The organism is Burkholderia sp. 9775_39 (genome assembly GCF_015712225.1).
Lineage (GTDB): Bacteria > Pseudomonadota > Gammaproteobacteria > Burkholderiales > Burkholderiaceae > Burkholderia > Burkholderia cenocepacia.
Window position 1 is genome coordinate 318,606 of the sequence record NZ_JACCQC010000003.1, and the last position, 26,828, is coordinate 345,433.

Genomic DNA, 26,828 nt, shown 5'->3' on the forward strand with positions numbered 1-26,828 from the left:
CTTTTTGGAAATCCAGTTCCCTAGGTGAAATCACGTAGAAATAAATTTCCAAATTTTCGAGGAAGTGATCTACAGTTTCATCCGGATGCTTCAGTCCCGATCGGACCCGATCGGACTCGGCCCGGCGGCGCGCAACGCGCCGTCTTCCGCCCCCCGGAGATGAGGAGACAGATTGATCATGAAGACCAAGCTGATGGCCGTCGCGGCCGCCGCGATCCTGGCTGCGCCGCTCGCGCATGCCGAGAAGATCGGCGTGACGATGGCATCGTTCGACGACACATTCCTGACCATCCTGCGCAACAGCATCGCCGATTCGGCGAAGAAGGACGGCGCGACGGTGCAGATCGAGGACGGCGGCAACGACGTCGGCAAGCAGTTGAGCCAGGTCCAGAACATGATCGCGCAGAAGGTCGACGCGATCATCGTGAACGCGGTCGATACCGACGCGACGCCGAAGATCACGAAGATGGTGACCGCCGCGAAGATCCCGCTCGTCTACGTGAACCGCAAGCCGGTCGATTTCGACAAGCTGCCGGCCGGCGTCGCGGTCGTCGCCTCCGACGAAAAGCAGTCGGGCACGCTGCAGGCGCGCCAGGTGTGCAAGCTGCTCGGCGGCAAGGGCGACATCCTCGTGCTGATGGGCGAGCTGTCCAACGAATCGGCGCGCGCCCGCACCAAGGACATCGAGGACGTGATCGCGACGAAGGATTGCGCGGGCATGAAGATCGTCGACAAGCGCGAAGGCAAGTGGAGCCGCACGCAGGGCCAGGACATCACGATGAACTGGCTGAGCTCCGGGACCAAGTTCGACGCGATCGTGTCGAACAACGACGAAATGGCGATCGGCGCGATCAACGCGCTGAAGGCCGCGCGCAAGCTCACGCCGAAGACCGTCGTCGCCGGCATCGACGCGACGCCGGACGGGCTTGCCGCGATGAAGGCCGGCGAGCTGAAGGTGTCGGTGTACCAGAACGCGACCGGGCAGGGCGCGCAGGCGGTGGCCGCGGCGCTCAAGCTCGCGAAGAAGCAGCCCGTCGATCGCTACGTGAACGTGCCGTTCGAGCTCGTGACGCCCGACAACATGAACCAGTACGCGAAGCACTGACCGGTTTTTCCGTTGAACTGCGCGGGCCCGGTACGCCGGGTTCGCGCGCGACTTGTCGAGGAACGTCCATGTTTACAGCCAGGATCGCGCGCCCGATGGCCGCCGGCGACGCGCCGGCCGCTTCGTCCGGGGCGGCCGGCGCGTCCGGTTCGCCGCCGCCTTCCGCGGCCGACTGCGTGCTCGAGGTGCGCGGGGTCGGCAAGTCCTTTCCCGGCGTCGTCGCGCTCGACGGCGTGCAGTTCCGCGTGCGCCGCGGCACCGTTCATGCGCTGATGGGCGAGAACGGCGCCGGCAAGTCCACGCTGATGAAGATCATCGCGGGCGTCTACACGCCCGACCAGGGCGAAATCCTGATCAACGGCGAACCGGTCGTGCTGAACGGCCCGCTCGACGCGCTCGACCGCGGGATCGCGATGATCCATCAGGAACTCAACCTGATGCCGTACATGACGGTCGCGGAGAACATCTGGATCCGCCGCGAACCGAAGAACCGCTTCGGCCTGATCGATCACGCCGAGCTGCGCCGCCGCACGGCCGCGCTGTTCGAGCGGCTGTCGATCGACATCGATCCGGAAACCGACGTGCGCACGCTGACGGTCGCGAGCCGCCAGATGGTCGAGATCGCGAAGGCCGTGTCGTTCGACTCGGACGTGCTGATCATGGACGAGCCGACCTCCGCGCTGACCGACAAGGAAGTCACGCACCTGTTCCGGATCATTCGCCAGCTGCGCGAGCAGGGCAAGGGCATCGTCTACATCACCCACAAGATGAACGAGCTGTTCGAGATCGCCGACGAGTTCTCGGTGTTCCGCGACGGCAAGTACATCGGCACGCATGCGTCGAGCGACGTCACGCGCGACGACATCATCCGCATGATGGTCGGGCGCGAGATTACGCAGATGTTCCCGAAGGAGGACGTGCCGATCGGCGACGTCGTGCTGTCGGTGAAGGATCTCTGCGTCGACGGCGTGTTCCGCGACGTGAGCTTCGAGCTGCGCGCGGGCGAAATCCTCGGCGTCGCCGGCCTCGTCGGCTCGGGGCGCTCGAACGTCGCGGAGGCGCTGTTCGGCGTCGTGCCGGCCACCTCGGGCGAAATCCGCATCGACGGCAAGCCGGTGCGGATCGCGACGCCCGCGCAGGCGATGAAGCACGGGATGGCGTTCCTCACCGAGGACCGCAAGGATTCCGGCTGCTTCCTGAATCTCGACCTGCTCGCGAACATGGAAGCGGCGGTGCTCAGCCACCGCTACGTGAAGTTCAATTTCGTGCAGCAGGCGCAGTTGAAGCGCGACTGCGAGGAAATGAGCCGGATGCTGCGCGTGAAATCGCCCGGGCTGCACGAGGAAATCCAGAACCTGTCGGGCGGCAACCAGCAGAAGGTGCTGATCGGCCGGTGGCTGCTCACGCAGCCGCGCATCCTGATTCTCGACGAACCGACCCGCGGCATCGACGTCGGCGCGAAGGCCGAGATTCACCGGCTCGTCAGCGCGCTCGCGGGCAAGGGCGTCGCGGTGCTGATGATCTCGTCCGAAATGCCGGAAGTGCTCGGGATGAGCGATCGCGTGATGGTGATGCACGAAGGGCGCATGACCGGCATCGTCGATCGCAAGGACGCCGACCAGGTCCGCATCATGGATCTCGCGTCGCGCTGAGCCGAAACAAGATTGGAGACAACTGAAATGGGCAACCTGAACCCGGTCGCGGATGCGCAGACCATGACACTCAAGTCGCGGCATACGAAGTGGCCGCCCGAACTGAGCATCTTCCTCGTACTGGTCGGCATCAGCCTGTTCTTCGAGATCGTCGGCTGGATCGTCGTCGGCCAGAGCTTCCTGTTCAATACCGAGCGGCTCGAGATCATCGTGCTGCAGATGGCCGTGATCGGCATCATCGCGGTCGGCGTGAACCTCGTGATCATCACCAGCGGGATCGACCTGTCGTCGGGGTCGGTCGTCGCGGCGGCGGCCGTCGTGTCGGCGAGCCTCGCGCAGGTGTCCGACTTCCCGCGCGCGGTGTTTCCGCACCTCACCGACCTGCCGATCATCTGGCCGGTGCTGGCCGGCGTGTGCGTCGGGCTGCTGGTCGGCCTGCTGAACGGCTCGCTGATCGCGATGACGGGCATCCCGCCGTTCATCGCGACGCTCGGCACGATGGTCGCCGCGCGCGGCTTCGCGAAGTGGTTCACCAACGGGATGCCGGTGTCGATGCTGACCGACCAGTTCGCGGCGATCGGCGCGGGCGCCAACCCGGTGATCATCTTTCTCGTGATCGCCGCGATCTTCCACGTCGTGCTGCGCTATACGCGCTTCGGCAAGTACACCTATGCGATCGGCGCGAACCGCCATGCGGCCGTCGTGTCGGGCATCAACGTCACGCGGCACCTGGTGTTCGTCTATGCGATCGCGGGCCTGCTGAGCGGGATCGCCGGCACCGTGACGGCCGCGCGCGCGATCTCCGGCCAGTCGGGCATGGGCGTGATGTACGAGCTCGATGCGATCGCGGCCGTCGTGATCGGCGGCACGTCGCTGTCGGGCGGCCTCGGCCGCGTGACGGGCACCGTGATCGGCGTGCTGATCCTCGGCGTGATGACGTCGGGCTTCACGTTCATCCGCATCGACGCGTACTACCAGGAGATGGTGAAGGGCGCGATCATCGTCGCGGCCGTGATCGCCGACCAGTACCGCAACAAGAAGTCGCGCCGTTGAGCGCGCGCGTGATCCCGAAATCAGACTTCGCATAGGACACCCGATGAAGATCGCGCTGGACCCCTACATGATTCGCCACCTGCCGCTCGACCGGCTGCCGCACGCGGTGGCCGAGCTCGGCTACGACCAGATCGAGCTGTCGCCGCGCAGCGACTTTCTCGACTGGTGGGTGATGCCGCGCGCGACGCGGGAACGCATGGCCGCGTTCCGCCAGGCGCTGCGCGCGAGCGGCGTCGGCCTCGCGTCGCTGCAGCCGATGTACCGCTGGGCAAGCCCGTTCGACGACGAGCGGCAATGGGCGGTGCGCTGCTGGAAGAAGGCGATCGAGGTGGCAGTCGAGATGGAGTGCCCGCTGATGGTGTCGGAGTTCGGGCGCGGCGCGTCGCCCGAGCGTTCGGTCGGCGAGCGGCCGGGCGCGAACCCGAAGGAGCTGTGCGAGGCCGCGTGGTTCCGCTCGATGGACGAGCTGCTGCCGATCCTCGAGCGCGAACGCATCGTGCTGTCGGTCGAGCCGCATCCGGAGGACTGGATCGAGCAGTTGCAGCCGGCGATCGACATCGTCACGAATCTCGGTTCGCCGTCGCTGAAGCTGTCGTACATCGCGCCGCACACGTTCTACTACGGCGACGACATGGCCGCGATGATCGCGCAGGCCGCGCCGATCCTCGCGCACGTGCGCGTGGCCGACACGTTCGACCACCGCAAGAGCAGCCAGCTGCGCTACATCGTGAACCCGCCCGGCTCGAACCAGATCCGCGTGCACCAGCATCTCGACATCGGGCAGGGCGAGATCGACTGGGACGTGTTTTTCCGCGCGCTCGGCGCGGCCGGTTTCGACGGCGTGATGTCGTCGTGCGTGTTCGCGTGGGAAGACCGCGCGGAAGCGTCGTCGCGCTACATGCGCGACACCATCCAGCGCTACGTCGATCGCCATTTCGATCGCACCGCGCGCTGAACGGCTGATGACCGATGACTGACCGGCGCGGCACGGGCCGCGCCGCTGATGAACGAACGACTGGAGAGAACTGCATGACCTTGCAAATCGGCGTGATCGGCTGCGGCGCGATCGGCCAGGACCACATTCGCAGACTGACCCGCACGCTGTCCGGCGCGCGCGTCGTGGCCGTCAACGACATCGATCCGCAGCAGGCGCGCGACGCGGTGACGAAGTACGGGCTCGACGCCGAGATATACGGCGACGGCCACGAAGTGGTCGCGGCCGCCGACGTGCAGGCCGTGCTCGTCACGTCGTGGGGGCCGACGCACGAAGCGTTCGTGCTCGACGCGATCGCGCACGGCAAGCCGGTGTTCTGCGAGAAGCCGCTGGCCGTCACGGCCGACGGCTGCATGCGGATCGTCGAGGCGGAAGTCGCGCACGGCAAGCGGCTCGTGCAGGTCGGCTTCATGCGGCCGTACGACGAAGGCTATCGCGCGCTCAAGCGCGTGATCGACAGCGGCCAGATCGGCGCGCCGCTGATGCTGCATTGCGCGCACCGCAACCAGTCGGTCGGCGAGCGCTACACGACCGACATGGCGATCACCGACACGCTGATCCACGAACTCGACGTGCTGCGCTGGCTGCTCGGCGAGGACTACACGAGCGCGCAGGTCGTCTATCCGAAGAAGACGCGCCATGCGAGCGCGCATCTCGCCGATCCGCAGATCGTGCTGCTGGAGACCGCGAGCGGTGTGCGCATCGACGTCGAGATCTTCGTGAACTGCCAGTACGGCTACGACATCCAGTGCGAGGTGGTCGGCGAGCAGGGCATCGCGAAGCTGCCCGATCCGCCGGCCATCGGGCTCAAGCATGCGGCGCGGCAGTCGGTCGAGATCATGACCGACTGGAAGGAGCGCTTCATCGCGTCATACGACGTCGAACTGCAGGCGTTCATCGACGGCGTGCGGCAGGGCGCGCTGACCGGGCCGTCCGCGTGGGACGGCTACGCGGCGGCGGTCGCGGCCGACGCGTGCGTGCGGGCCCAGCAGAGCGGCGCGGTCGAGCCGATCGCGATGGCCGAGCGCCCCGCGTTCTATCGCGGCTGACCCGCGGCTGCGCGCCGCTTACTTGCCGGACCGACCGACATGACGATGAAGATTGGCTGCGCGCCGTGCTGCTGGGGCGTCGACGACGTGAAGAACCCGCACCTGCCGCCGTGGCGGCACGTGCTCGCCGAGGCCGCGCAGGCCGGGTACTCGGGCATCGAGCTCGGGCCGTACGGCTACATCCCGCTCGATCTCGACGCGGTGAGCGCGGAGCTCGAACGGCAACGCCTGAGCATCACGGCCGGCACGATCTTCGACGATCTCGTGTCGCCGGAGAACCTGCCGAACCTGCTGCGCCAGACGCGCGACATCTGCGCGCTGATCACGCAACTGCCGAAGCTGCCGACGCAGGACGGCCAGCGCTACGCGGCGCCATACCTGGTCGTGATGGACTGGGGCCACGAGGAACGCGACTACGCGGCCGGCCACGGCGATCGCGCGCCGCGGCTGTCCGCCGAGCGCTGGGCGCGGATGGTCGAGCATATCCGGCAGATCGCGACGATCGCGCGCGACGAGTTCGGCGTGCGCGCGGTGATCCATCCGCATGCGGGTGGCTACATCGAGTTCGCGGACGAGATCGACCGGATCGTCGCCGATATGCCGGCCGACACGGCGGGCCTGTGTCTCGACACCGGCCACCTGTATTACTCGGGCATGGACCCCGAAACGTGGTTGCGCCGCCATGCGGCACGGCTCGACTACGTGCACTTCAAGGATATCGACGCGGCCGTATACGACGCGGTGATGGGCGAGCACATCGCGTTCTTCGCGGCCTGCGCGCGCGGCGTGATGTGCCCGATCGGCACCGGCGTGCTCGACTACCCGGCGATCCGCCAGGCGCTCGTCGACATCGGCTACGCGGGCTACATCACGATCGAACAGGAGCGCGACCCGCGCAACGCCGGCACGAGCCTGCGCGACGTCGCCGCGAGCCGCGCGTTTCTCGCGTCGGCCGGTTTTGCATGATCCCCTGAACCCGCACCAGGAACACCACCATCATGATTGACGGACAGATTCTGCTTGGCCATTCGATTCGCTGGGGCATGGTCGGCGGCGGTCTCGGCAGCCAGATCGGCTACAGCCACCGGTCGGCCGCGCTGCGCGACGGCAGCTTCCAGCTGGTCGCCGGCGCATTCGACCTCGATCCCGAGCGCGGCCGCCAGTTCGGCGTGAAGCTCGGTGTCGCGGCCGAGCGCTGCTATCCCGACTACACGACGATGTTCGACGCCGAGGCGCGTCGCCCCGACGGCATTCGTGCGGTGTCGATCGCGACGCCGAACAACACGCACTTCGAGATCTGCCGCGCCGCGCTGAACGCGGGGCTGCACGTGGTCTGCGAGAAGCCGCTGTGCTTCACGACCGAAGAGGCCGAGGCGCTGCAGCGTCTGTCGGTCGAGAAGAACCGGATCGTCGGCGTCGCGTACGGCTATTCCGGACACCAGATGATCGAACAGGCGCGCGAGATGATCGCGCGCGGCGATCTCGGCGAGATCCGCATCGTGCAGATGCAGTTCGCGCACGGCTTCCACAGCGAGGGCGTCGAGGCCGCGAGCGCGGCCGCGCGCTGGCGCGTCGATCCGAAGTTCGCGGGCCCGAGCTACGTGCTCGGCGACATCGGCACGCATCCGCTGTACATCTCCGAGGTGATGGCGCCGGCACTGAAGATCCGGCGGCTGATGTGTTCGCGGCAGAGCTTCGTGAAGAGCCGCGCGCCGCTCGAGGACAACGCGTTCACGATCATGGAATACGACACCGGCGCGATCGGCTACGTATGGTCGAGCGCGGTGAATGCCGGCTCGATGCACGGGCAGAAGGTGCGCGTGATCGGCTCGAAGGCGAGCATCGAATGGTGGGACGAGCATCCGAACCAGTTGCGCTACGAAATCCAGGGGCAGCCCGCGCAGGTGCTCGATCGCGGGATGCCGTACCTCCATCCGCACGCATTGCGCGAAGACCGCATCGGCGCCGGGCATCCGGAAGGGTTGTTCGAGGCCTGGTCGAACCTCTACGCGCGCTTCGCGCTCGCAATGGACGCGGCCGATCGCGGCGACATGGCGGCGGTGAAGGCCATCCGTATTCCGGACGTGCACGCCGGTGTCGAGGGCGTACGGTGGGTCGAGAATTGCGTGCGTTCGGCCGATGCGGGCAGCGTGTGGGTCGACTATCGTTGAAACGGGGGCGGGCCGGCTGCGCCGCGCGTCGTCGCGTTTGGTCGCGTTTGTTCGCGACCGCCGGCCTCGGTAGACGCCCTAATCTTTACGACGCCGCGAGCGCGTTGGACAATCGTTTTCAGTCTTGCCGTGGAGCGTGTGCAAGTGATGATCGAGCGCGTGGGAGCGAGCAGGCGGCGCGGGCCGTGCCGCAAACGTGATTAAATTCGCCCTTCATGCATGTATCCAGTCGAGCCCCGGGCCGTGCCGGCCAGCCACGCGCGCGCACCGGGGCCGTCAACTTCGCGCTATCCGATGAGTTCATCCGAGAAACCTCCCGCCACCGTCGAGGCGTTCCTGCAGCACCTGACGCAGGAGTACGACGGCCTCAGCAATCGCCTGAAGGTGATTGCGCGCCACGTGGAAACGCATCGGGACCAGCTTGGGCTGGAAGGCATCCAGTCGCTCGCGGAGGCCTGCGGCGTGCAGCCGTCGGCCGTCGTGCGCTTCGCGAAGCACTTCGGCTTCTCCGGGTTCTCCGAGATGCAGCGGCTGTTCCGCGAAGGGCTCGCGCAGCAGATCGCGCCGGGGCGCGCGTACAACCTGCGGCTGCGCGACGTGATCGAGGCCGGCTCGTCGAGCCTGCAGCCCGAACAGATCGCCGACGAATTCATCAAGGGCAGCATTGCCGGGATGCAGCAGTTGCGGCAGACGCTCGATTCGCAGGCGCTCGCGCAGGCCGTCGACCTGCTCGCCGATACGCAGGCGATCTGGATCGCCGGGTCGCGGCGCGCGTTCCCGATCGCCGTGTATCTCGACTATGCGTTGCAGCACACGGACAAGCGCATCGGGCTGTTCAGCGCGCTCGGCAGCATGCATCTCGGCCAGATCCGGTCGGTGCGCGAGGGCGACGTGATGATCGCGATCTCGTTCATGCCGTATGCGGACGAGACCGTGCAGGTCGCGCAGCAGGCCGCGCAGCGCGGCGCGCGGTTGATCGCGATCACCGACAGCCGGATGAGCCCGCTCGCGCGGGAGGCGGAAGTGACGCTGATGGTGCAGGACAGCGCGACGTTCGGTTTTCGTGCACTGACGGCCACGATGGGCCTCGCGCAGAGCCTGTTCGTCGCGCTCGCGTACCGGCTCGAGCTGTCGTACCTGCCGACCGCCGACGGCGCGCACGGCACGAAGGCCGGTTGATCCCGGCTGCCGGTGCGCCGCCCGCCGAACGCGGCGGCGGAGGGCGCTCCGGCCGGCTTACTTCGCGGTCGGCATCGCGAATTCGGCGCCCTTGCCGATGCTCGACGACCAGCGCTGCATCACCGACTTCTGGCGCGTGTAGAAGCGCACGCCTTCCTCGCCGTACGCGTGCATGTCGCCGAACAGGCTCTTCTTCCAGCCGCCGAAGCCGTGCCATGCCATCGGCACCGGAATCGGCACGTTGATGCCGACCATCCCCACCTGGATGCGCCGCGCGAATTCGCGCGCGATCCCGCCGTCGCTCGTGAAGCACGACACGCCGTTGCCGAACTCGTGCGCGTTGATCAGGTCGACCGCTTCGCCGAAATCCTTCACGCGCACACAGCCGAGCACCGGCCCGAAGATCTCTTCCTTGTAGATCCGCATGTCGGGTTTCACGTGATCGAACAGCGTGCCGCCGGTGAAGAAGCCTGCCTCGCGGCCCGGCACGCGCAGCCCGCGGCCGTCGACCACCAGTTGCGCACCTTCGTTCACGCCTTGCTCGATATAGCCTTCGATGCGCTTCAACGCTTCGCCGGTGACGATCGGGCCCATCTCGACTTCCGGCGACATCCCGTCGCCGATCACCAGCTTGCGCGCGCGCTCGGCGACGGCCGGCACGATCTTGTCGGCCACGTCGCCGACCAGCACCGCAATGCTGATCGCCATGCAGCGCTCGCCGGCCGAGCCGTACGCGGCGCCGATCAGCGCGTCGACCGCCTGGTCGATGTTCGCATCGGGCATCACGACGAGGTGGTTCTTCGCGCCGCCGAGCGCCTGCACGCGCTTGCCCGACTGCACCGCGCGCTGCTGCACGTAGGCCGCGATCGGCGTCGAGCCGACGAAGCTGACGGCCTGCACGTCCGGGTGGTCGAGGAGGGCATCGACCGCGCCCTTGTCGCCCTGCACGACGTTGAACACGCCGGCGGGCAGGCCTGCCTGCGTGAGCAGGTCGGCGATGAACAGCGCGGCCGACGGGTCGCGCTCGCTCGGCTTCAGCACGAACGTGTTGCCCGTCGCGAGCGCGACCGGGAACATCCAGCACGGCACCATGCACGGGAAGTTGAACGGCGTGATGCCCGCGACGACGCCGAGCGGCTGGCGCATCGTCCAGTTGTCGATGCCGGTGCTGACCTGGTCGGTGAAGTCGCCTTTCAGCAGTTGCGGCACGCCGCACGCGAATTCGATGATGTCGATGCCGCGTGCGACTTCACCCTGCGCGTCCGAGAACACCTTGCCGTGCTCGGCGGTGATGATCGCCGCGAGCGTGTCGCGGTGCTCGTTCATCAGCTGCAGGAAGCGGTGCAGCACGCGCGCGCGGCGGATCGGCGGCGTGTCGGCCCAGGCCGGGAACGCGGCACGGGCCGACGCGACGGCCCGTTCGACCTCGTCGTTGCCGGCGAGCGCGACGCGGCGCACCGCGCGACCGAGCGCGGGATTGAAGACGTCCTGGAAGCGGCCGCTGCGGCCGGCGACGGGCGCGCCGTCGAGGTAGTGGCCGACGTCGGCGTCGGACGTATAGGCGGGAACCGTGGTCATGCGTGTCTCCTGGGAATAGGGGGTGGACGGAACCTAGTCTAGGCAAAGCGGCAGGGCGCGAGAAGACCGCGAAACTTGATTCACTGTTCAGAATTCTGAATAATCGGTGGATGAATCAGCAAAATGTCCAGGCGCTCTGGCCGCATATCCATTCACTGACGGTGCTGGCCGCGGCCGGCAGTTTCACCGCTGCCGCGCAGCGGCTCGGCATCAGCAAGGCCGCGATGAGCCAGCGCATCGCCGATCTCGAAAAGGCGGCCGGCGTGCCGCTCGTGCGCCGCACCACGCGCAGCGTGCGGCTCACCGATGCGGGCCAGACGCTCGTCGACAGCACGCGCGACGCGTTCGAGTCGATCGGCCAGCACTTCGCGCGCGTGAAGGATCTCGCCGGCGAGCCGCGCGGGCTGCTGCGCGTGACGGCGCCGGTCGCGCTCGGCCGCCAGCAGGTCGTGCCGCACCTGCCCGATTTCCTGCGCCAGCATCCGGGCGTACAGATCGAGCTCGACCTGTCGGACCGCCTGCATTCGCTGACGCAGGAGGGCTTCGACCTCGCGATCCGCCATACGACCACCGCACCGCAGACCCACGTCGCATGGAAGCTGTGCGACACGCGTTCGCTGCTGGTCGCGAGCCGCGACTATCTCGACGCGCGCGGCGCGCCGCGCCACCCGAGCGAACTCGTCGATCACAGCTGCCTGTGCTACCTGCGCGACAACGAGCCGGCCGCGTGGAGCTTCGAGCCGGACGGCCGCCGGCGCCAGCGCGTGAGCGTGCCGGTGCGCGGCAGTTTCGCGGCGAACAACAGCGAGGCGATGCGCGAGGCCGCGCTCGGCGGGCTCGGCATCGCGCTGCTGCCGGACTTCAGCGCGCGGCGCGATCTCGACGCCGGCCGGCTCGTCGCGCTGCTCGACGGCTGGCGGCCGTCGGGCGCGTTCGGCGACCACATTTTCGCGATCCGCCCGTACAGCCCGGTCGTGCCGAGCGCGGTGCGCGCGCTCGTGCGGCATCTGCGCGACCGGCTCGCGGGCGGCTTTTCCGGCGCGTGAGCCGGGCGCCGGCGGGCGCCCGGCCGTGGGCGGGCCGGGCAGGCGCCGCGGCGCTGCGGTAAAATCGCGGCTTCCTCCCGCGCCGTGTGTGGCGCGTCATTCGAAGGTCGACAGCCGATGCAGATTCACAAGGAAGTGGACGCGCGCGGGCTCAATTGCCCGTTGCCGATCCTGCGTGCCAAGAAAGCGCTTGCCGATATGGAAAGCGGGCAGATCCTCAAGGTGCTCGCGACCGATCCGGGCTCGCAGCGCGATTTCGCCGCGTTCGCGAAGCAGACGGGCAACGAGATCGTCGAATCGACGACCCAGGACAAGACCTTCGTGTTCCTGATGCGTCGCCGCTGACGGCGCGCGTCGCACGTCCCGCCGCGCCGGGCTCCTGGCCGGCGCGCTTGACCGGCCGCACCTGACCGGGCGCCCCTAGCCGGGCGCCCCTCTCTGACAATTCTTAAACCTCGTTGCGTGACCGGCTGCGTATACTGACCCGGCCGGTCGTCCGCTCCCAGCGGAGGCGCCGGCCACGGTACGTCGTACGGCGGGCACGGGGGCCATGCCTGACGCTACCGTCGTACAACGGGGAGAGGACATGTCCTTCAGACCAGGGACCCTTCGAAGTCCGTCCGGAGCGGAAAGCATTGCGCCCGTGCGCACCTCGGAATTGAGCCGGATCGAGCTCGATCCGCAACAGGACCGCCATGCGCGTGCCGCGCTGGAGGCGTATGCGGATTCGGCCGCGGCCGAGATGCCGTGGCTGGCCGAATGGCTCGACGAACGGCTGCGTGACGCCGCGCGGGACGACGGCTCCGGCCTGACCTACTGCGGTGCGACGATCGAACGCGTGTTCGATCTGGCGCAGGCATGGGCGGCAGGCCAGCCCGACTATGCGGCCCATGCCTGGGAGCGGGTGCGCGACCAGCTGCAGCGGATGCTTGCGCAACCGCCGCTGTCGGAGTCGCCGTCGCCACGCATGCCGATCGACGATTTTGCCGAGCCGGTGGCCGGCATCGCGGGCGCCGAATAGGCGCCCGGTTGCGCAACAGAAAGGATTATTCGAAGAAAGGGCGATAGTCCGCGCAATTTCTTGGCGAATTTCATACTACTATGATGAAATCGCCGGTTCGTCCGTGCCCCGTTTTTGAGATATTTGACCGGGGTCGCCGGTTTGCGCAGGTGGCGCAAGCGGCGAACGACGGCTCGCCGGCCGGTATCCGGACGCCGCGCGCAGGCTGCGCGGCCGGGGCAGGCGCGGGAGCCGGATGGACGAATCGACTTCGATTTGCGGGGTGCTATGAGAATTGCTGTACTGGATGACGATCCGGCCCAGACGGATTTCGTCAGTCAAACGCTGACGGCCGTTGGCCATACGTGCTATGCGTTCAAGGAAGGCAAGGCCCTGAAGAAGCGCCTGCAGCGCGAGACGTTCGATCTGCTGGTGCTCGACTGGAACGTGCCCGACATGTCCGGCGAGGAAGTGCTCAAGTGGGTGCGCGCCAATCAGACCGAGCACAGCCTGCCGATCATCTTCATGACGAGCCGCGACGACGAGGCGGGGATCACGCAGATCCTCAACGCCGGCGCCGACGACTACGTGGTCAAGCCCGTGTCGGGCCCGATCCTGCGCGCGCGCATCGGTTCGCTGCTGCGCCGCGCGTATCCGGTCAACGCCGAGGCGACCGTCCGCGAATTCGACCAGTTCCGTTTCGACGTGAACCTGAAGCAGGCGTACGTCGGCGACAAGGCCGTGAGCCTCACGCAAAAGGAATTCGAGCTCGCGCTGCTGCTGTTCCAGCATCTCGACCGGCCGCTGTCGCGCGCGCACATTCTCGACCTCGTGTGGAAGCAGGCGACCGACATCCCGTCGCGCACGATGGATACGCATATTTCGATGCTGCGCACCAAGCTCGGCCTGCGGCCCGAAAACGGCTACCGTCTGGCGCCGATCTACGGGTACGGCTACCGGCTCGAGCGGGTCGGCCAGGGGGAACCGGAGTGACCATGCGAATCACGCAGCGCACGGCGAGTGTGCGCACGGCGGCGCTGCGCGCCGCCTGCGCGGTCGCGTTGGCGTTCACCGCGCAGCAGGCCGCGGCGCAGCCGCCCGCCGCCGCGGGGAAGATGGTCGTCTATCGCACGCAGGCGGGCGACACGCTGTACGACGTCGCCGCGCGCTACCTGCAGGGCGCGGACGACTGGCAACTGCTCCAGCAGATCAACGGCGTGCCGGCGCCGAAGCACCTGCAGCCCGGCGTCGCGCTGAAGCTGCCGGTCGCGCGGCTGCGCAAGGAAAAGCTCACCGCACGCGTGATCGCGGTGCAGGGCACGGCCGAGCGCGCGTCCGGCGCGGCTTTCGCGCCGCTCGCGAACGATGCGACGCTCGCCGAAGGCGACCGCGTGCGCACCGGCCCGAACGGCTTCGTGACGATCGAGCTGACCGACGGCACGCACATGAGCCTGCCGCCCGACAGCCAGCTCGACCTGAAGTCGCTGCGCCGCACGGTGCTGACCGGCACGCTCGATCGCGAGTTCGAACTCACGCGCGGCTCGGTCGACAGCGAAGTCACCCACCTGAAGAAGCGCGACGACCGCTTCCAGATCCGCTCGCCGTCGGTCGTGGCCGGCGTGCGCGGCACGCGTTTTCGCGTGAACTACGACGCGGCCGGCAATGCGGCGACGCGCGTCGAAGTGCTCGACGGCACCGTCGGCGTCGCGGGCGGCCGGCAGCCGGCCGGCGCGACCCTCGTGCATGCGAACTTCGGCAGCGTCGCGACGTCGTCCGGCGCGGTCGGTGCGCCCGTCCAGCTGCTGGGCGCGCCCTCGCTCGCGCATCCCGACAAGGTGCAGGACGAGCCCGATGTCGCATTCGACGTTGCGCCGCTCCCGCAAGCGCACGCGTATCGCGTGCAGCTCGCGCACGACGCGGGGCTGCTCGACCTGTTCCGCGAAACGCGCACCGATTCGCCGCGTGCGGTGTTCCGCGACGTGCCGAACGGGAATTACTTCGTGCGGATCGCCGCGATCGATGCGAACGGCCTCGAAGGGCTGCCGCGCACCTATGCGTTCGAGCGCCGCGTGATGGGGCTCGACGCGAGCGCGTCGCAAGGCGCGGGCGGTTACGAGTTCCGCTGGTCGCCGAACGGTTCGGGCAAGGGCGCGCGTTACCGGTTCGTGCTGTCGCGCTCGAAGGACCTGAGCGCGCCGGTCGTCGACCAGGTCGGCCTGCACGCGCGCCAGATCACCGTCGCGCACCTGCCGCCGGGCGACTATTTCTGGGCCGTGACCGTCGAGGAATTCGAAGGCGGCAAGTTCTACGAGAAGACCAGTCCGGTCAGCGCGTTCACGTTGTCGCGCTGACCCGCGGCGCATGAAACCCGACTCCGTTTCTCCGCGGCGGCGCCTCGGCCGCCGCTTCCTGATCGAATGGATCGCGATCGGCTGTCTCGGGATCGCGGTGATTCTCGCGTGCGCGCTCGGCCGCCTGTCGTCGAGCGTCGACGGGCTGATCTACGACCGGCTGCTGATGCTGCGCAGCCTGCCGCTGTCGCCCGACGTGGTCGTCGTCGACATCGACAACCAGAGCGTGTCCGCGCTCGGTCGCTGGCCGTGGCCGCGCGACGTGCATGCACGGCTGCTCGACACGCTCGCGCGCGCGCAGCCGGCCGCCGTCGTCTACGACGTGCTGTTTACCGAACCGTCGCCGGAGGATCGCACGTTCGCGGATGCGATGAGCCGCGTGCCGACTTTCCTGCCGGTGCTGTTGAGCCCCGAGCAGGCGGACGGCACGCGCTCGGTCGATCCGCCGGTCGCCGCGCTCGCCGCGCGCGCGACGGGGCTCGGCCATATCAATCTCGAAGTCGATCGCGACGGCATCGTGCGCAGCGTCGCGCTGTTCGAAAGCGACGGGCGCGTGCGCTGGCCGCAGCTGATGGTGCCCGTCTATCGGGCGATCCAGGCCGGCCGGCTGCACCCGGTCGGCGGCGTGCCCGGCGCGAACGCGCACGACCTGTCGCGCGATGCGGCGGGCGACGGCCGCTACCTGATCCCGTTCAGCCGCAATACGCCCGCGTATCCGACGCTGTCGTTCGACGACGTGCTCGAAGGGCGCGTGAAGCCCGACGCGCTGCGCGGCAAGATCGTCGTCGTCGGCGTGACCGCGTCGGGGTTGTACGACCGCTTCGCGACGCCGGTGTCCGGCGAGTTCGGCCCGCTCGCCGGCGTGTACATTCATGCGAACGTGCTCGACATGCTGGCAACCGGCAGCGCGATCTCGCCCGCGTCGCGCGCGGGGCTGTTCGTCGCGTCGCTGCTGCCGCTCGCCGTGTTGCTCGGCGGCTTCCTGATGCTGTCGCCGTGGCGCGCGCTGCTGCTGACGCTGAGCCTGGCCGCGCTCGCCGTCGTCGCGAGCCTCGTGCTGCTGTTCGAGGCGCGCATCTGGCTCACGCCGGCGCCGGCGATCTTCGGGTTGATTGCCGTCTACCCGATCTGGAACTGGCGGCGGCTCGAAATGACGATGTCGTACCTGCGTCGCGAGCTGCAGAAGCTTGCCGACGAACCGCACCTCCTGCCGGAGGCGCCGCGTACGCGCAGCGTCGGCGGCGACGTGCTGGAGCGGCAGATGGCGCTGATGGCGCAGGCCGCGCAGCGCGTGCAGGACATGAAGCGCTTCGTGTGGGACAGCCTCGACAGCATGCCCGAGCCGATCTTCGTGACCGATCTCGCGGGCACCGTGCTGATCGCGAACCATGCCGCGAAACGCTACGGGTCGCGGCTCGCGTTGCCGCTGCCGGAAGGGCGGCCGCTGCGCACCGCGCTTGGCGAGCTGACGTTCATGAAGACCGTCGACGGCAACGCGGAGCACGACGCGGCGATCCGCGAGCACTGGCCGGCCGTGCTCGATCCGACGCTCGAGGCCGAGCACGACGCGATGGCGCGCGGCATCGAGGTGCGCGATCGCGACGGGCTCGACCATCTGCTACGCTACGCGGCGTGTACCAACGCGCAAGGGCGCGTGACCGGCTGGATTGCCGGCCTCGTCGACGTGACCGAGCTGCACGCGGCCGAGCGGCAGCGCGAGGAAGCGCTGCACCTGCTGTCGCACGACATGCGCTCGCCGCAGTCGTCGATCCTCGCGCTGGTCGAGATCGAGCGCGACCGCGTCGAGAGCGACGCGATGCGCGGGCTGCTCGCGCGGATCGAGCGCTATGCGCACCGCGCGCTGTCGCTCGCCGACGAGTTCGTGCAGCTGGCGCGCGCCGAGTCGCAGGCGTACCAGCTCGAGGTGACGAGCCTCGTCGACGTGCTGATCGATGCGAGCGACGAGGTGTGGCCGCAGGCGCAGGCGAAACACATCCGCGTCGAGACCGGCGTGGGCACCGACATGTGCTGGGTGCGCGCGGACCGTTCGCTGATCACGCGCGCCTTCGTGAACCTGCTGAACAATGCGGTCAAATACAGTCCGTCCGACACGGTGATCACGTGTACGCTGACGGTCGAGCACGCATCGAAGCGGATGTTCTGTACGATTCGCGATCAGGGGTACGGCATTGCGCCGGAAGATCAGCGGCATCTGTTCGAGCGTTTCAAGCGATTCCATGCCGGCGAGCGGCCCGAAATCTCGGGTTCCGGGCTCGGCATGGCGTTCGTGAAGACGGTCGTCACGCGCCATGGGGGCAGCGTGTCGGTCGACAGCGAAGTGGGTGTCGGCACCGCGGTGACGGTGTCGCTGCCCGCGATCGACGAGCCGTCCGCCTGACAGGGCCGGGCGCGACGGCAGGCATTTGGGGAAAGTCATGAGAAAGCAATGGGCAGCGACCGCGCTGGCGGCGTCGCTGTTGACGGGTTGCGCCGGCGTGACGACCGGCGTGAGCGCGGTCGGGCAGCCGAATGCATTTGCATCCGGTGCGTACGGCTACGATTTCGTGCGGACGGCCGCACAGGCGGGCGATGCCGAGTACCGGCAGATCGAGACGCTCGTGCGCGACGAGCTCGCGCGCCGCGGCTTCGATGCGCAGCCGCTCAAGGACGCGCGTTACCGGTTGTCGATCGCGTATGCGACGCAGCCGGCGGCGGTCGCGGCGATCGCCGAGCGGTGCGGCGCGGCGAGCAGCGCCTGCGTGACGGTCGACGGGCCCGCGCCGCTCGCGCTGCCGTTCATGGGGCGTGTGTACCGCCACGTGCTGACGCTGCGTTTCGTCGATGCGAAATCCGGCGCCGACGTCTATCGCGTATCGGCCTCGCTGCGCGACCGCGATCCGGGCACGCAGCAGGCCGCGCCGGCGCTCGTGAAGAGCGCGCTGGCGAAGGTGCCGTTCGGCGACGGCAGCGGCTGGCTGGTCAAGACGAAAAAAGACGACGCGGGCGGCATGCCGGGCGTCGTCTCGGTGAAGCCGGCCGACGCGCGCTGAAGCGGTGGCCGTGGGGTGAGGGCGGGCCCGCCGGGGCGCGCCCTTGCCGCGTTCAGACGGTCGGTTGAGCGCCGTCGCGCATGCGCAGGTACGTCTCGAACTCCGCACCGACTTCCGGGTGGCGCAGCGCGAATTCGACCGTCGCCTTCAGGTAGCCGAGCTTGCTGCCGCAGTCGTAGCGCGTGCCCTGATACTTGTAGGCCAGCACCTGTTCGTCGGCGAGCAGCGCCTGGATCGCGTCGGTGAGCTGCAGCTCGCCGCCCGCGCCCGGCTTCAGCGCGCGCAGGTGCTCGAAAATCCGCGGCTTCAGGATGTAGCGGCCGACCACGCCGAGGTTCGACGGCGCGACTTCCGGCGCCGGCTTCTCGACGATCGCCGACATCTTGACGATCGACTCTTCCCATTCCTTGCCGTCGACGATGCCGTACGACTTCGTCTCCGACGGCGGGATCTCTTCGACGCCGATCACCGAGCTGTGATAGTGGTCGAACACGTCGACCATCTGCTTCATCACCGGCGGGTTGCCGTCGAGCAGGTCGTCCGCGAGGATCACCGCGAACGGGTTGTCGGCAACGAGCTTTTCCGCGCACAGCACCGCGTGGCCGAGGCCGAGCGCCTCCGGCTGGCGCACGTAGAAGCAGTCGACGTGGCTCGGCTTGATGCTGCGCACCAGTTCGAGCAGCTTTTCCTTGCCGCGCGCCTCGAGTTCGGCCTCGATCTCGTACGACTTGTCGAAGTGATCCTCGATCGCGCGCTTGCTGCGCCCGGTGACGAAGATCATCTCGGTGATGCCCGCCGCGATCGCTTCCTCGACCGCATACTGGATCAGCGGCTTGTCGACGACCGGCAGCATCTCCTTCGGGCTCGCCTTCGTTGCCGGGAGGAACCGCGTGCCGAGACCGGCAACGGGGAATACCGCCTTGGTGACTTTCAACATGATCGAACCTTTATTCCTGTAATCGACTTGTCAGACGGTCTATGTTCACGTTCGCATTATAGTGAACGCAAACGACCTTACCGTTTGTTACGCAGGCAACCGATCGAGCTGCGCACGCAGTTTTTCGAGCGTGCTCTGGAATTCCGCGACGCGTTTCTGCTCCTGTTCGACCACGGCCGGCGGGGCTTTCGCGACGAAAGCCTCGTTGCCGAGCTTCGCGTTGCACTTCGCGATCTCGCCCGTCAGGCGCGTGATTTCCTTCGACAGGCGCTCGCGTTCGGCCGCGACGTCGATTTCCACCTTCAGCACCAGCTTGTTCGGGCCGACGATCGCGATCGGCGCGCCGTGCGCTTCCTTGTCGAGCGCCGCTTCGTCCGCGAGGATCTGTACTTCCGACAGGCGCGCGAGCGCCTGGACGTACGGTGCGAACGAGCGCAGGCGCTCGGCGTCGCCCGCCGCGAGCAGCGGCACCTTGGTGGCCGGCGACAGGTTCATCTCGCCGCGCAGGTTGCGGCACGCGTCGACGATCGCCTTCAGGTCGGCCGCCCACTGCTCGGACGCCTCGTCGAGCTTCTGCAGGTTCGCGACCGGATACGCCTGCGTCATCAGCGACGCTTCGCCTTCGGCCTTGCCCTGCGGATAGCGGCCGGCGAGCGGCGCGACCTTCTGCCAGAGCGCTTCGGTGATGAACGGGATGACCGGGTGCGCGAGGCGCAGCACCGTTTCCAGCACGCGCAGCAGCGTGCGGCGGGTGGCGCGCTGCTGTTCCGGCGTGCCGTTCTGGATCTGCACCTTCGCGAGTTCGAGATACCAGTCGCAGTACTCGTCCCACACGAACTTGTAGATGCTGCTCGCGATGTTGTCGAAGCGGTAATCGGCGAAACCCTTCGCGATGTCGGCTTCGGTGCGCTGCAAGAGCGACACGATCCAGCGGTCGGCCGCGGAGAAGTCGAGGTAGCCGCCGGGGCCGCAGTCGCCCGCGCCGCACACTTCCGGCTTGTCGTTGCCGCAGTCGTGGCCTTCGCAGTTCATCAGCACGAAGCGCGTCGCGTTCCACAGCTTGTTGCAGAAGTTGCGATAGCCTTCGCAGCGTGCGAGGTCGAAATTCACGTTGCGGCCGAGCGTCGCCATCGACGCCATCGTGAAGCGCAGCGCGTCGGTGCCGAACGCGGGGATGCCGTCCGGGAATTCCTTGCGCGTCTTCTTCTCGATGGTCGCGGCCTGCTTCGGGTTCATCAGGCCCGTCGTGCGCTTCGCGACCAGCGACTCGAGGTCGATGCCGTCGACGATGTCGATCGGGTCGAGCGTGTTGCCCTTGCTCTTCGACATCTTCTGGCCTTCCGCGTCGCGCACGAGGCCGTGCATGTAGACGGTATGGAACGGCACCTTGCCGGTGAAGTGCGTGGTCATCATCACCATCCGGGCGACCCAGAAGAAGATGATGTCGAAGCCGGTGACGAGCACCGACGACGGCAGGAAGTGCTTCAGTTCGGGCGTTTCGTTCGGCCAGCCGAGCGACGAGAACGGCACGAGCGCCGACGAGAACCACGTGTCGAGCACGTCTTCGTCACGCTTGAGCGCGCCCGTGTAACCCTTCGCGGCGGCTTGCGCGCGCGCGTCTTCCTCGTTGCGCGCGACGAACACCTCGCCGTTCTCGCCGTACCACGCGGGAATCTGGTGGCCCCACCACAGCTGGCGCGAGATGCACCAGTCCTGGATGTTCTCGAGCCACTGGTAGTAGGTGGTCGTCCAGTTTTCCGGGACGAACTTGATCTGGCCGTCGCGCACCACGTCGAGCGATACTTCGGTGATCGACTTGCCCGGATTGAACGTGCCTTCCGGCGCCGGCTTCGTCATCGCGACGAACCACTGGTCGGTCAGCAGCGGCTCGATCACGACGCCCGTGCGGTCGCCGCGCGGCACCATCAGCTTGTGCGGCTTCACGGAGTCGAGGAAGCCCTGCGCGTCGAGGTCGGCGACGATCGCCTTGCGCGCGTCGAAGCGGTCGAGGCCGCGATACTGCTCGGGGCCGTTGTCGTTGATCTTCGCGTCGAGCGTCAGGATCTCGATCGGTGCGAGCTTGTGGCGCACGCCGACCTGGTAGTCGTTGAAGTCGTGCGCGGGCGTGACCTTCACGACGCCCGTGCCGAATTCGCGGTCGACGTAGTCGTCGGCGATCACCGGGATCTCGCGGCCGGTCAGCGGCAGCGTGACGCGTTGGCCGATCAGGTGCGCGTAGCGTTCGTCTTCCGGATGGACCATCAGCGCGACGTCGCCGAGCATCGTCTCGGGGCGCGTGGTGGCGACGGTCAGCGAGCCCGAGCCGTCGACGAGCGGGTAGCGGATGTGCCACAGGTGGCCGTTTTCCTCTTCGCTGACGACTTCGAGGTCCGACACGGCGGTGAGCAGCACCGGATCCCAGTTGACGAGGCGCTTGCCGCGGTAGATCAGCCCTTGTTCGTACAGCGTGACGAACACGTCGCGCACGGCGGCCGACATCTTGTCGTCCATCGTGAAGTATTCGCGCGACCAGTCGGTCGATGCGCCGAGGCGGCGCACCTGGTCGGTGATCGTCGAGCCGGATTTCTGCTTCCATTCCCACACGCGCTCGACGAACTTCTCGCGGCCGAGATCGTGGCGCGACACGCCCTGCGCGTCGAGCTGGCGTTCGACGACGATCTGGGTCGCGATCCCCGCGTGGTCGGTGCCGGGCACCCACAGCGTGTTCTCGCCGAGCATCCGGTGGTAGCGGGCGAGGCCGTCCATGATCGTCTGGTTGAACGCGTGGCCCATGTGCAGCGTGCCCGTCACGTTCGGCGGCGGCAACTGGATCGCGAAATCGGGGCGGGACGGATCGAATGCCGGGGCGGCATAGCCGCGTTTTTCCCACTCCGGCCCCCATTGGGACTCGATGGTATGGGGCTCGAAGCTCTTCGCAAGCGTGTTGTCGCTCATGTTGGAAATCTGCCGAAAAATGCGTGAATTGGATGCCGAATCTGACAATTATAAATGGATGCCCATCGGCCAGCCATCGCCTTGCCGGCGCGGGCCTGTCGGGACGCGTGCGCAACCGGCCTGCAACGCGCATGCGACCTGCGACCGGACGGATCGGAAACGGCATCGCGCGGCCGACTTATAATGTCGGGTCCGCATTTTTCTCGCCCGCCAGCTGCCGCTCCATGCCCGATCTGCTCGCCAATCTGAACCCCGAACAACTCGCCGCCGTCACGTTGCCGAACGAACCGGCGCTGATCCTCGCAGGGGCGGGCAGCGGCAAGACCCGCGTGCTGATCACGCGCATCGCTTGGCTGATCCAGCAGGGCTATGCGTCGCCGCCCACCGTGCTCGCCGTCACCTTCACGAACAAGGCCGCGCGCGAGATGATGGCGCGCCTGTCGGCGATGATGCCGATCGACACGCGCGGGATGTGGATCGGTACGTTCCACGGCCTGTGCAACCGGATGCTGCGTACGCACTGGCGCGACGCCGGCCTGCCGCAGACCTTCCAGATCCTCGACACGGCCGACCAGCTGTCCGCGATCAAGCGGCTGATGAAGGCGGCGAACGTCGACGACGAAAAGTATCCGCCGAAGAACGTCCAGTACTTCATCAACAACGCGAAGGAGCAGGGGCTGCGCCCGGACAAGGTCGACGCGACCGACAACTTCAACCGCAAGTTCGTCGAGCTGTACCAGGCGTACGACCAGCAGTGCCAGCGCGAAGGCGTCGTCGATTTCCCCGAGCTGCTGCTGCGCTGCTACGAACTGCTCGCGTACAACGCGCCGCTGCGCGCGCACTACCAGGCGCGCTTCCGGCACATCCTCGTCGACGAGTTCCAGGACACCAACAAGCTGCAGTACGCGTGGCTCAAGATGCTCGCGGGCGGCGAGAACGCGATCTTCGCGGTCGGCGACGACGACCAGTCGATCTACGCGTTCCGCGGCGCGAACGTCGGCAACATGCGCGACTTCGAAGACGAATTCCGCGTGCGCAACCTGATCAAGCTCGAGCAGAACTACCGGTCGCACGGCAACATCCTCGACGCGGCGAACCAGCTGATCTCGAACAACGCGCACCGCCTCGGCAAGAACCTGCGTACCGACGCCGGCCACGGCGAACCGGTGCGCGTGTACGAAGCCAGCACGGATTCGCAGGAAGCCGGCTGGATCGTCGAGGAGATCCGCTCGCTGATCAATACCGGGATGGCGCGCAGCGAAGTGGCCGTCCTGTACCGCAGCAACGCGCAGTCGCGCTCGATCGAGCACACGCTGATGTCGTCGGGCATTCCGTACCGCGTGTACGGCGGCCTGCGCTTTTTCGAGCGGCAGGAAGTGAAGCACGCGCTCGCGTACCTGCGCCTGATCGACAACCCGAACGACGACACGGCATTCGCGCGCGTCGTGAATTTCCCGACGCGCGGCATCGGTGCGCGCTCGATCGAGCAACTGGCCGACGCCGCGCGCCTGTACGGCTGCTCGATGGCCGCGGCGATTCCGTACGTGACCGGCAAGGCCGGCACGAGCCTCGGCGGGTTCGCGAACCTGATCGCGAAGATGCGGGCCGACACGCAGCACATGAACCTGCCCGACACCGTCGAGCACATCGTACGCGCGAGCGGTCTCGCCGATTTCTACCAGGGCGAGCGCGAAGGGCAGGATCGCCTCGAGAACTTGCAGGAACTCGTGAACGCGGCCACCGCGTTCATCGCCGAGGAAGGTTACGGGCTCGACACGCCGGCCCGCTCGATCCCGCTGCGCGCGGGGGCGATCGCGGCGCCCGAACTCGGCACCGCGACGGACGATCTGGCGGTCGACGTGCTCGATCCCGCCTCGCCCGCCGACCCTGCACAGAACCCCGACACGATGACGCCGCTCGCCGGCTTCCTGTCGCATGCGTCGCTGGAGGCCGGCGACAACCAGGCGCAGGCCGGCCAGGACGCCGTGCAGCTGATGACGGTGCACGCGGCGAAGGGGCTCGAGTTCTCGGCCGTGTTCATCACGGGGCTCGAGGAAGGGTTGTTCCCGCACGAGAACAGCGTGCTCGAATCGGACGGCCTCGAGGAAGAGCGCCGGCTGATGTACGTCGCGATCACGCGCGCGAAGGAGCGGCTCTACCTGTCGTTCGCGCAAAGCCGGATGCTGCACGGCCAGACCCGCTACAACGTGCGCTCGCGCTTCTTCGACGAGTTGCCCGAGCACGTGTTGAAGTGGCTCACGCCGAAGGTCGAGGCCGGCTCGCGCTGGGGCGGACGTTCGGACAACGCCGGGTACGGGCGCGACTGGTTCGCGCGGCCGGGCGGCGGCAGTCGCGAGCAGATCGTCGACGCGGCCGTGTCCGCGCCGCTGCCCGCGTTCGCGGACAAGCAGCGCGCGGCCGACGCCGGCTTCCGGGTCGGCCAGCAGGTGTTCCATACCAAGTTCGGCGAAGGCACGGTCACCGCACTCGAAGGCAACGGCACCGATGCGAAGGCGCAGGTGAAGTTCAAGCGCCACGGCGAGAAATGGCTCGCGCTGGCGGTCGCGAAACTGCAGGCGGTGGAATGATGGACGTCGACATGATCGTGACGCCCGCCGCGCGTCCGCTCGGCATCCTGGCCGCGCTGCCCGAGGAGCTCGGCGACCTGATCGCCGCGATGCGCGCCGACGGCGCGATGAAGACGGTCACGCTCGGCCGCCGCGATTATCACGTCGGCACCGTGCACGGCGCGGCCTGCGTCGTCACGCTCGCGCGGGTCGGCAAGGTCGCGGCCGCCGCGACGGTCAGCGCGCTGATCCATGTGTTCGGCGTGTCGGGCGTGGTGTTCACCGGCGTCGCGGGCGGTGTGTCGCGCACGGTGCGGGTGGGCGACGTCGTCGTGGCCGATACGCTGCTGCAGCACGATCTCGATGCGTCGCCGCTCTTTCCGCGTTACGAGGTGCCGCTGCTCGGCATCACGCGTTTCGCGACCGACGCGGCGCTGACGGCCCGCTTGCGGGCCGCGTGCACGCTGTTCGTCGAGGAGGAGGGCGCGCAGTTCGCCGAGCGCTTCGGGCTCGCCGGCGCGGCGCTGCACGCGGGGCTCGTCATCAGCGGCGACCGCTTCGTGTCGAGCGAGCAGGAGGTCGTCGCGCTGCGCGACGCGTTGCCGGACGCGCTCGCGGTCGAAATGGAAGGCGCGGCGATCGCGCAGGTGTGCGCGGAACACGACGTGCCGTTCGCGCTCGTGCGCACGATCTCCGATACGGCCGACGATCACGCGACGCAGTCGTTCTCGCACTTCCTGTCGGCGATCGCGAGCAGCTATTCGTCCGGCATCCTCAAGCGTTTCCTGACGCTGCATGCGACGACGGCGGCCTGAAGCCGCCGTCGAATTTTCCGTTCGTACCGTTCGACCAGCCGCGGCGCGCACGCCGCGGCTGGTCGTTCGTCACGCCTTCTTGCGCCCGCTGCTTTCGAGGTTCGGCAGGAACACCGTCAGCACGCCGATCAGCGGCAGGAACGAGCACACCTTGTAGACGAACGGGATGCTGGTCGCGTCGGCGAGCTGGCCGAGCACCGCCGCGCCGACGCCGCCCAGGCCGAACGCGAAGCCGAAGAACAGGCCCGCGACCATCCCCACCTTGCCGGGCATCAGCTCCGTCGCGTAGACGAGGATCGCGGCGAACGCCGACGCCAGCACGACGCCGATGATCACGGTCAGCACGCTCGTCCAGAACAGGTTCGCGTACGGCAGCAGCATCGTGAACGGCGCGACGCCGAGGATCGACACCCAGATCACGTACTTGCGGCCGATCCGGTCGCCGACGGGCCCGCCGATCAGCGTGCCGGCCGCCACCGCCGCGAGGAACACGAACAGGTGGATCTGCGCGGCCTGCACCGACAGGTGGAACTTGTCGATCAGGTAGAACGTGAAATAGCTGTTGATGCTCGCGAGGTAGAAGTATTTCGAGAACACGAGCAGCACCAGCACGCCGATCGCGCCCATCACGCGGCCGCGCGACAGCGTCGGGTGGCCGGCCGCCACGGCCTTCTTCTTCATCGACGGATGCTTCTTGTACCAGTGGCCGATCTGCGTGAGCACGATCATCGCGACGAGCGCGGCCGCCGAGAACCACGCGATGCTGTGCTGGCCGTGCGGAATGATCACGAGCGCGGCGAGCAGCGGCCCGAGCGCGGAGCCGGCATTGCCGCCCACCTGGAACACCGACTGCGCGAGCCCGTGCTGGCCGCCCGACGCCATCCGCGCGACCCGCGACGATTCGGGATGGAACACCGACGAGCCGCAGCCGACGAGCGCGGCGGCCACCAGCAGCATCGGGAAATTCGACGCCACCGACATCAGCAGCAGCCCGGCGAGCGTGAAGCCCATGCCGACCGGCAGCGAATACGGCTTCGGACGCTTGTCGGTATAGAGGCCGACCAGCGGCTGCAGCAGCGACGCGGTGATCTGGTAGGTGAGCGTGATCAGGCCGATCTGCGCGAACGACAGCGCGAACTGGCTCTTGAGCATCGGGTAGATCGCGAGGATCAACGACTGGATCATGTCGTTGAGCATGTGCGAAAAGCTGATCGCGCCGAGCACCGGGTAGACGGTGCGGGCGACGGGCGGGGCGGACGGCTGGGCGGCGGCTGCGCCGGCGGAGCCGGAGTCGAGGCTGGTTTCCATGTGAGCTGAACGAGTTGA

Annotated in this window: 21 protein-coding genes; 17 read left to right on the plus strand and 4 right to left on the minus strand. The window is 67.8% G+C overall.

From position 1 onward, the window contains the following. The first annotated feature begins 178 nt into the window (after positions 1–178). The 8 genes from H0X90_RS06575 to H0X90_RS06610 all read left to right on the plus strand — a co-directional run bounded on the left by H0X90_RS06575 (position 179) and on the right by H0X90_RS06610 (position 9,203). Entirely contained in the window at positions 179–1,105 is a 927-nt protein-coding gene (locus H0X90_RS06575; RefSeq protein WP_012492538.1) for a sugar ABC transporter substrate-binding protein, read from the plus strand. 68 nt (positions 1,106–1,173) lie between these two features. Beyond that, complete coding sequence (locus H0X90_RS06580) at positions 1,174–2,757, plus strand: sugar ABC transporter ATP-binding protein (RefSeq protein ID WP_012492539.1); 1,584 nt, start codon at positions 1,174–1,176, stop codon at positions 2,755–2,757. Between the two features lie 27 nt (positions 2,758–2,784). Next, complete coding sequence (locus H0X90_RS06585) at positions 2,785–3,810, plus strand: ABC transporter permease (RefSeq protein ID WP_034200677.1); 1,026 nt, start codon at positions 2,785–2,787, stop codon at positions 3,808–3,810. Between the two features lie 43 nt (positions 3,811–3,853). Then, on the plus strand, positions 3,854–4,765 hold the full coding sequence (locus H0X90_RS06590) for a sugar phosphate isomerase/epimerase family protein (protein WP_006497761.1): 912 nt from the start codon (positions 3,854–3,856) through the stop codon (positions 4,763–4,765). Positions 4,766–4,839: 74 nt separating this feature from the next. Continuing rightward, the gene (locus tag H0X90_RS06595) at positions 4,840–5,853 is read left to right on the plus strand and encodes a Gfo/Idh/MocA family protein (protein WP_077191058.1); all 1,014 of its coding nucleotides are present in this window, start codon (positions 4,840–4,842) and stop codon (positions 5,851–5,853) included. A gap of 39 nt (positions 5,854–5,892) precedes the next feature. Beyond that, positions 5,893–6,819, plus strand: a complete 927-nt coding sequence (locus H0X90_RS06600; RefSeq protein ID WP_077191057.1) for a TIM barrel protein — start codon at positions 5,893–5,895, stop codon at positions 6,817–6,819. Between the two features lie 32 nt (positions 6,820–6,851). Continuing rightward, positions 6,852–8,024: a Gfo/Idh/MocA family protein gene (locus H0X90_RS06605; RefSeq protein ID WP_077191056.1), complete on the plus strand. Its 1,173-nt coding sequence runs from the start codon at positions 6,852–6,854 to the stop codon at positions 8,022–8,024. A 294-nt stretch (positions 8,025–8,318) separates the two neighbouring features. Next, positions 8,319–9,203 (plus strand): MurR/RpiR family transcriptional regulator, encoded by an 885-nt coding sequence (locus H0X90_RS06610; protein WP_006488922.1) that lies wholly within the window; start codon positions 8,319–8,321, stop codon positions 9,201–9,203. 57 nt (positions 9,204–9,260) lie between these two features. Here the strand turns inward: H0X90_RS06610 and H0X90_RS06615 are convergent, their stop codons facing one another. Continuing rightward, positions 9,261–10,781 carry a CoA-acylating methylmalonate-semialdehyde dehydrogenase gene (locus H0X90_RS06615; RefSeq protein WP_006488924.1) on the minus strand — a complete coding sequence of 507 codons (1,521 nt, stop codon included), beginning with the start codon at positions 10,779–10,781 and terminating at the stop codon, positions 9,261–9,263. A 110-nt stretch (positions 10,782–10,891) separates the two neighbouring features. Here H0X90_RS06615 and H0X90_RS06620 point away from each other — a divergent pair, with 110 nt between their 5' ends. The 7 genes from H0X90_RS06620 to H0X90_RS06650 all read left to right on the plus strand — a co-directional run bounded on the left by H0X90_RS06620 (position 10,892) and on the right by H0X90_RS06650 (position 18,228). Continuing rightward, positions 10,892–11,827, plus strand: coding sequence for a LysR family transcriptional regulator (locus tag H0X90_RS06620; protein ID WP_006497756.1), 936 nt, complete (start codon positions 10,892–10,894; stop codon positions 11,825–11,827). Positions 11,828–11,944: 117 nt separating this feature from the next. Further along, positions 11,945–12,172: a sulfurtransferase TusA family protein gene (locus H0X90_RS06625; protein ID WP_006402122.1), complete on the plus strand. Its 228-nt coding sequence runs from the start codon at positions 11,945–11,947 to the stop codon at positions 12,170–12,172. 241 nt (positions 12,173–12,413) lie between these two features. Next, on the plus strand, positions 12,414–12,848 hold the full coding sequence (locus H0X90_RS06630) for a hypothetical protein (RefSeq protein ID WP_034200673.1): 435 nt from the start codon (positions 12,414–12,416) through the stop codon (positions 12,846–12,848). Between the two features lie 267 nt (positions 12,849–13,115). After that, positions 13,116–13,820 carry a response regulator transcription factor gene (locus tag H0X90_RS06635; RefSeq protein WP_006490421.1) on the plus strand — a complete coding sequence of 235 codons (705 nt, stop codon included), beginning with the start codon at positions 13,116–13,118 and terminating at the stop codon, positions 13,818–13,820. Then, positions 13,817–15,178, plus strand: a complete 1,362-nt coding sequence (locus tag H0X90_RS06640) for a FecR domain-containing protein (RefSeq protein ID WP_048988915.1) — start codon at positions 13,817–13,819, stop codon at positions 15,176–15,178. The genes H0X90_RS06635 and H0X90_RS06640 overlap by 4 nt, the downstream gene beginning before the upstream one ends. A 10-nt stretch (positions 15,179–15,188) precedes the next feature. Continuing rightward, positions 15,189–17,576: a CHASE2 domain-containing protein gene (locus tag H0X90_RS06645; protein ID WP_006490408.1), complete on the plus strand. Its 2,388-nt coding sequence runs from the start codon at positions 15,189–15,191 to the stop codon at positions 17,574–17,576. 37 nt (positions 17,577–17,613) lie between these two features. Continuing rightward, positions 17,614–18,228, plus strand: a complete 615-nt coding sequence (locus H0X90_RS06650) for a DUF4136 domain-containing protein (RefSeq protein WP_077191055.1) — start codon at positions 17,614–17,616, stop codon at positions 18,226–18,228. A 52-nt stretch (positions 18,229–18,280) separates the two neighbouring features. Here the strand turns inward: H0X90_RS06650 and galU are convergent, their stop codons facing one another. Together galU and H0X90_RS06660 are read right to left on the minus strand one after the other, a co-directional pair. After that, a complete protein-coding gene (galU, locus tag H0X90_RS06655; protein ID WP_077191054.1) occupies positions 18,281–19,165 on the minus strand; it encodes a UTP--glucose-1-phosphate uridylyltransferase GalU in 885 nt (294 codons plus the stop codon). Between the two features lie 87 nt (positions 19,166–19,252). After that, positions 19,253–22,120 (minus strand): valine--tRNA ligase, encoded by a 2,868-nt coding sequence (locus H0X90_RS06660; RefSeq protein WP_006497752.1) that lies wholly within the window; start codon positions 22,118–22,120, stop codon positions 19,253–19,255. Positions 22,121–22,344: 224 nt separating this feature from the next. Between H0X90_RS06660 and H0X90_RS06665 the strand changes: the two genes are divergently transcribed. Further along, positions 22,345–24,708 (plus strand): UvrD-helicase domain-containing protein, encoded by a 2,364-nt coding sequence (locus H0X90_RS06665; RefSeq protein ID WP_077191053.1) that lies wholly within the window; start codon positions 22,345–22,347, stop codon positions 24,706–24,708. Beyond that, on the plus strand, positions 24,705–25,502 hold the full coding sequence (locus tag H0X90_RS06670; protein ID WP_048988917.1) for a 5'-methylthioadenosine/adenosylhomocysteine nucleosidase: 798 nt from the start codon (positions 24,705–24,707) through the stop codon (positions 25,500–25,502). The genes H0X90_RS06665 and H0X90_RS06670 overlap by 4 nt, the downstream gene beginning before the upstream one ends. 69 nt (positions 25,503–25,571) lie before the next feature. On the opposite strand, the gene H0X90_RS06675 is transcribed toward H0X90_RS06670, so the two are convergent. Beyond that, positions 25,572–26,810, minus strand: coding sequence for an MFS transporter (locus tag H0X90_RS06675; RefSeq protein ID WP_006491594.1), 1,239 nt, complete (start codon positions 26,808–26,810; stop codon positions 25,572–25,574). Between the last annotated feature and the right edge of the window lie 18 nt (positions 26,811–26,828).

What these genes read in the sequence shown, in the direction of transcription:
- H0X90_RS06675 (WP_006491594.1), bottom strand. Translation starts at nt 26,810, where the DNA reads ATGGAAACCAGCCTCGACTCCGGCTCCGCCGGCGCAGCCGCCGCCCAG.
- H0X90_RS06600 (WP_077191057.1), top strand. Translation starts at nt 5,893, where the DNA reads ATGACGATGAAGATTGGCTGCGCGCCGTGCTGCTGGGGCGTCGACGAC.
- H0X90_RS06645 (WP_006490408.1), top strand. Translation starts at nt 15,189, where the DNA reads ATGAAACCCGACTCCGTTTCTCCGCGGCGGCGCCTCGGCCGCCGCTTC.
- H0X90_RS06635 (WP_006490421.1), top strand. Translation starts at nt 13,116, where the DNA reads ATGAGAATTGCTGTACTGGATGACGATCCGGCCCAGACGGATTTCGTC.
- H0X90_RS06595 (WP_077191058.1), top strand. Translation starts at nt 4,840, where the DNA reads ATGACCTTGCAAATCGGCGTGATCGGCTGCGGCGCGATCGGCCAGGAC.
- H0X90_RS06650 (WP_077191055.1), top strand. Translation starts at nt 17,614, where the DNA reads ATGAGAAAGCAATGGGCAGCGACCGCGCTGGCGGCGTCGCTGTTGACG.
- H0X90_RS06590 (WP_006497761.1), top strand. Translation starts at nt 3,854, where the DNA reads ATGAAGATCGCGCTGGACCCCTACATGATTCGCCACCTGCCGCTCGAC.
- H0X90_RS06580 (WP_012492539.1), top strand. Translation starts at nt 1,174, where the DNA reads ATGTTTACAGCCAGGATCGCGCGCCCGATGGCCGCCGGCGACGCGCCG.
- H0X90_RS06630 (WP_034200673.1), top strand. Translation starts at nt 12,414, where the DNA reads ATGTCCTTCAGACCAGGGACCCTTCGAAGTCCGTCCGGAGCGGAAAGC.
- H0X90_RS06575 (WP_012492538.1), top strand. Translation starts at nt 179, where the DNA reads ATGAAGACCAAGCTGATGGCCGTCGCGGCCGCCGCGATCCTGGCTGCG.
- H0X90_RS06615 (WP_006488924.1), bottom strand. Translation starts at nt 10,781, where the DNA reads ATGACCACGGTTCCCGCCTATACGTCCGACGCCGACGTCGGCCACTAC.
- H0X90_RS06660 (WP_006497752.1), bottom strand. Translation starts at nt 22,120, where the DNA reads ATGAGCGACAACACGCTTGCGAAGAGCTTCGAGCCCCATACCATCGAG.
- H0X90_RS06620 (WP_006497756.1), top strand. Translation starts at nt 10,892, where the DNA reads ATGAATCAGCAAAATGTCCAGGCGCTCTGGCCGCATATCCATTCACTG.
- H0X90_RS06625 (WP_006402122.1), top strand. Translation starts at nt 11,945, where the DNA reads ATGCAGATTCACAAGGAAGTGGACGCGCGCGGGCTCAATTGCCCGTTG.
- H0X90_RS06665 (WP_077191053.1), top strand. Translation starts at nt 22,345, where the DNA reads ATGCCCGATCTGCTCGCCAATCTGAACCCCGAACAACTCGCCGCCGTC.
- H0X90_RS06585 (WP_034200677.1), top strand. Translation starts at nt 2,785, where the DNA reads ATGGGCAACCTGAACCCGGTCGCGGATGCGCAGACCATGACACTCAAG.
- H0X90_RS06610 (WP_006488922.1), top strand. Translation starts at nt 8,319, where the DNA reads ATGAGTTCATCCGAGAAACCTCCCGCCACCGTCGAGGCGTTCCTGCAG.
- H0X90_RS06670 (WP_048988917.1), top strand. Translation starts at nt 24,705, where the DNA reads ATGATGGACGTCGACATGATCGTGACGCCCGCCGCGCGTCCGCTCGGC.
- H0X90_RS06605 (WP_077191056.1), top strand. Translation starts at nt 6,852, where the DNA reads ATGATTGACGGACAGATTCTGCTTGGCCATTCGATTCGCTGGGGCATG.
- galU (WP_077191054.1), bottom strand. Translation starts at nt 19,165, where the DNA reads ATGTTGAAAGTCACCAAGGCGGTATTCCCCGTTGCCGGTCTCGGCACG.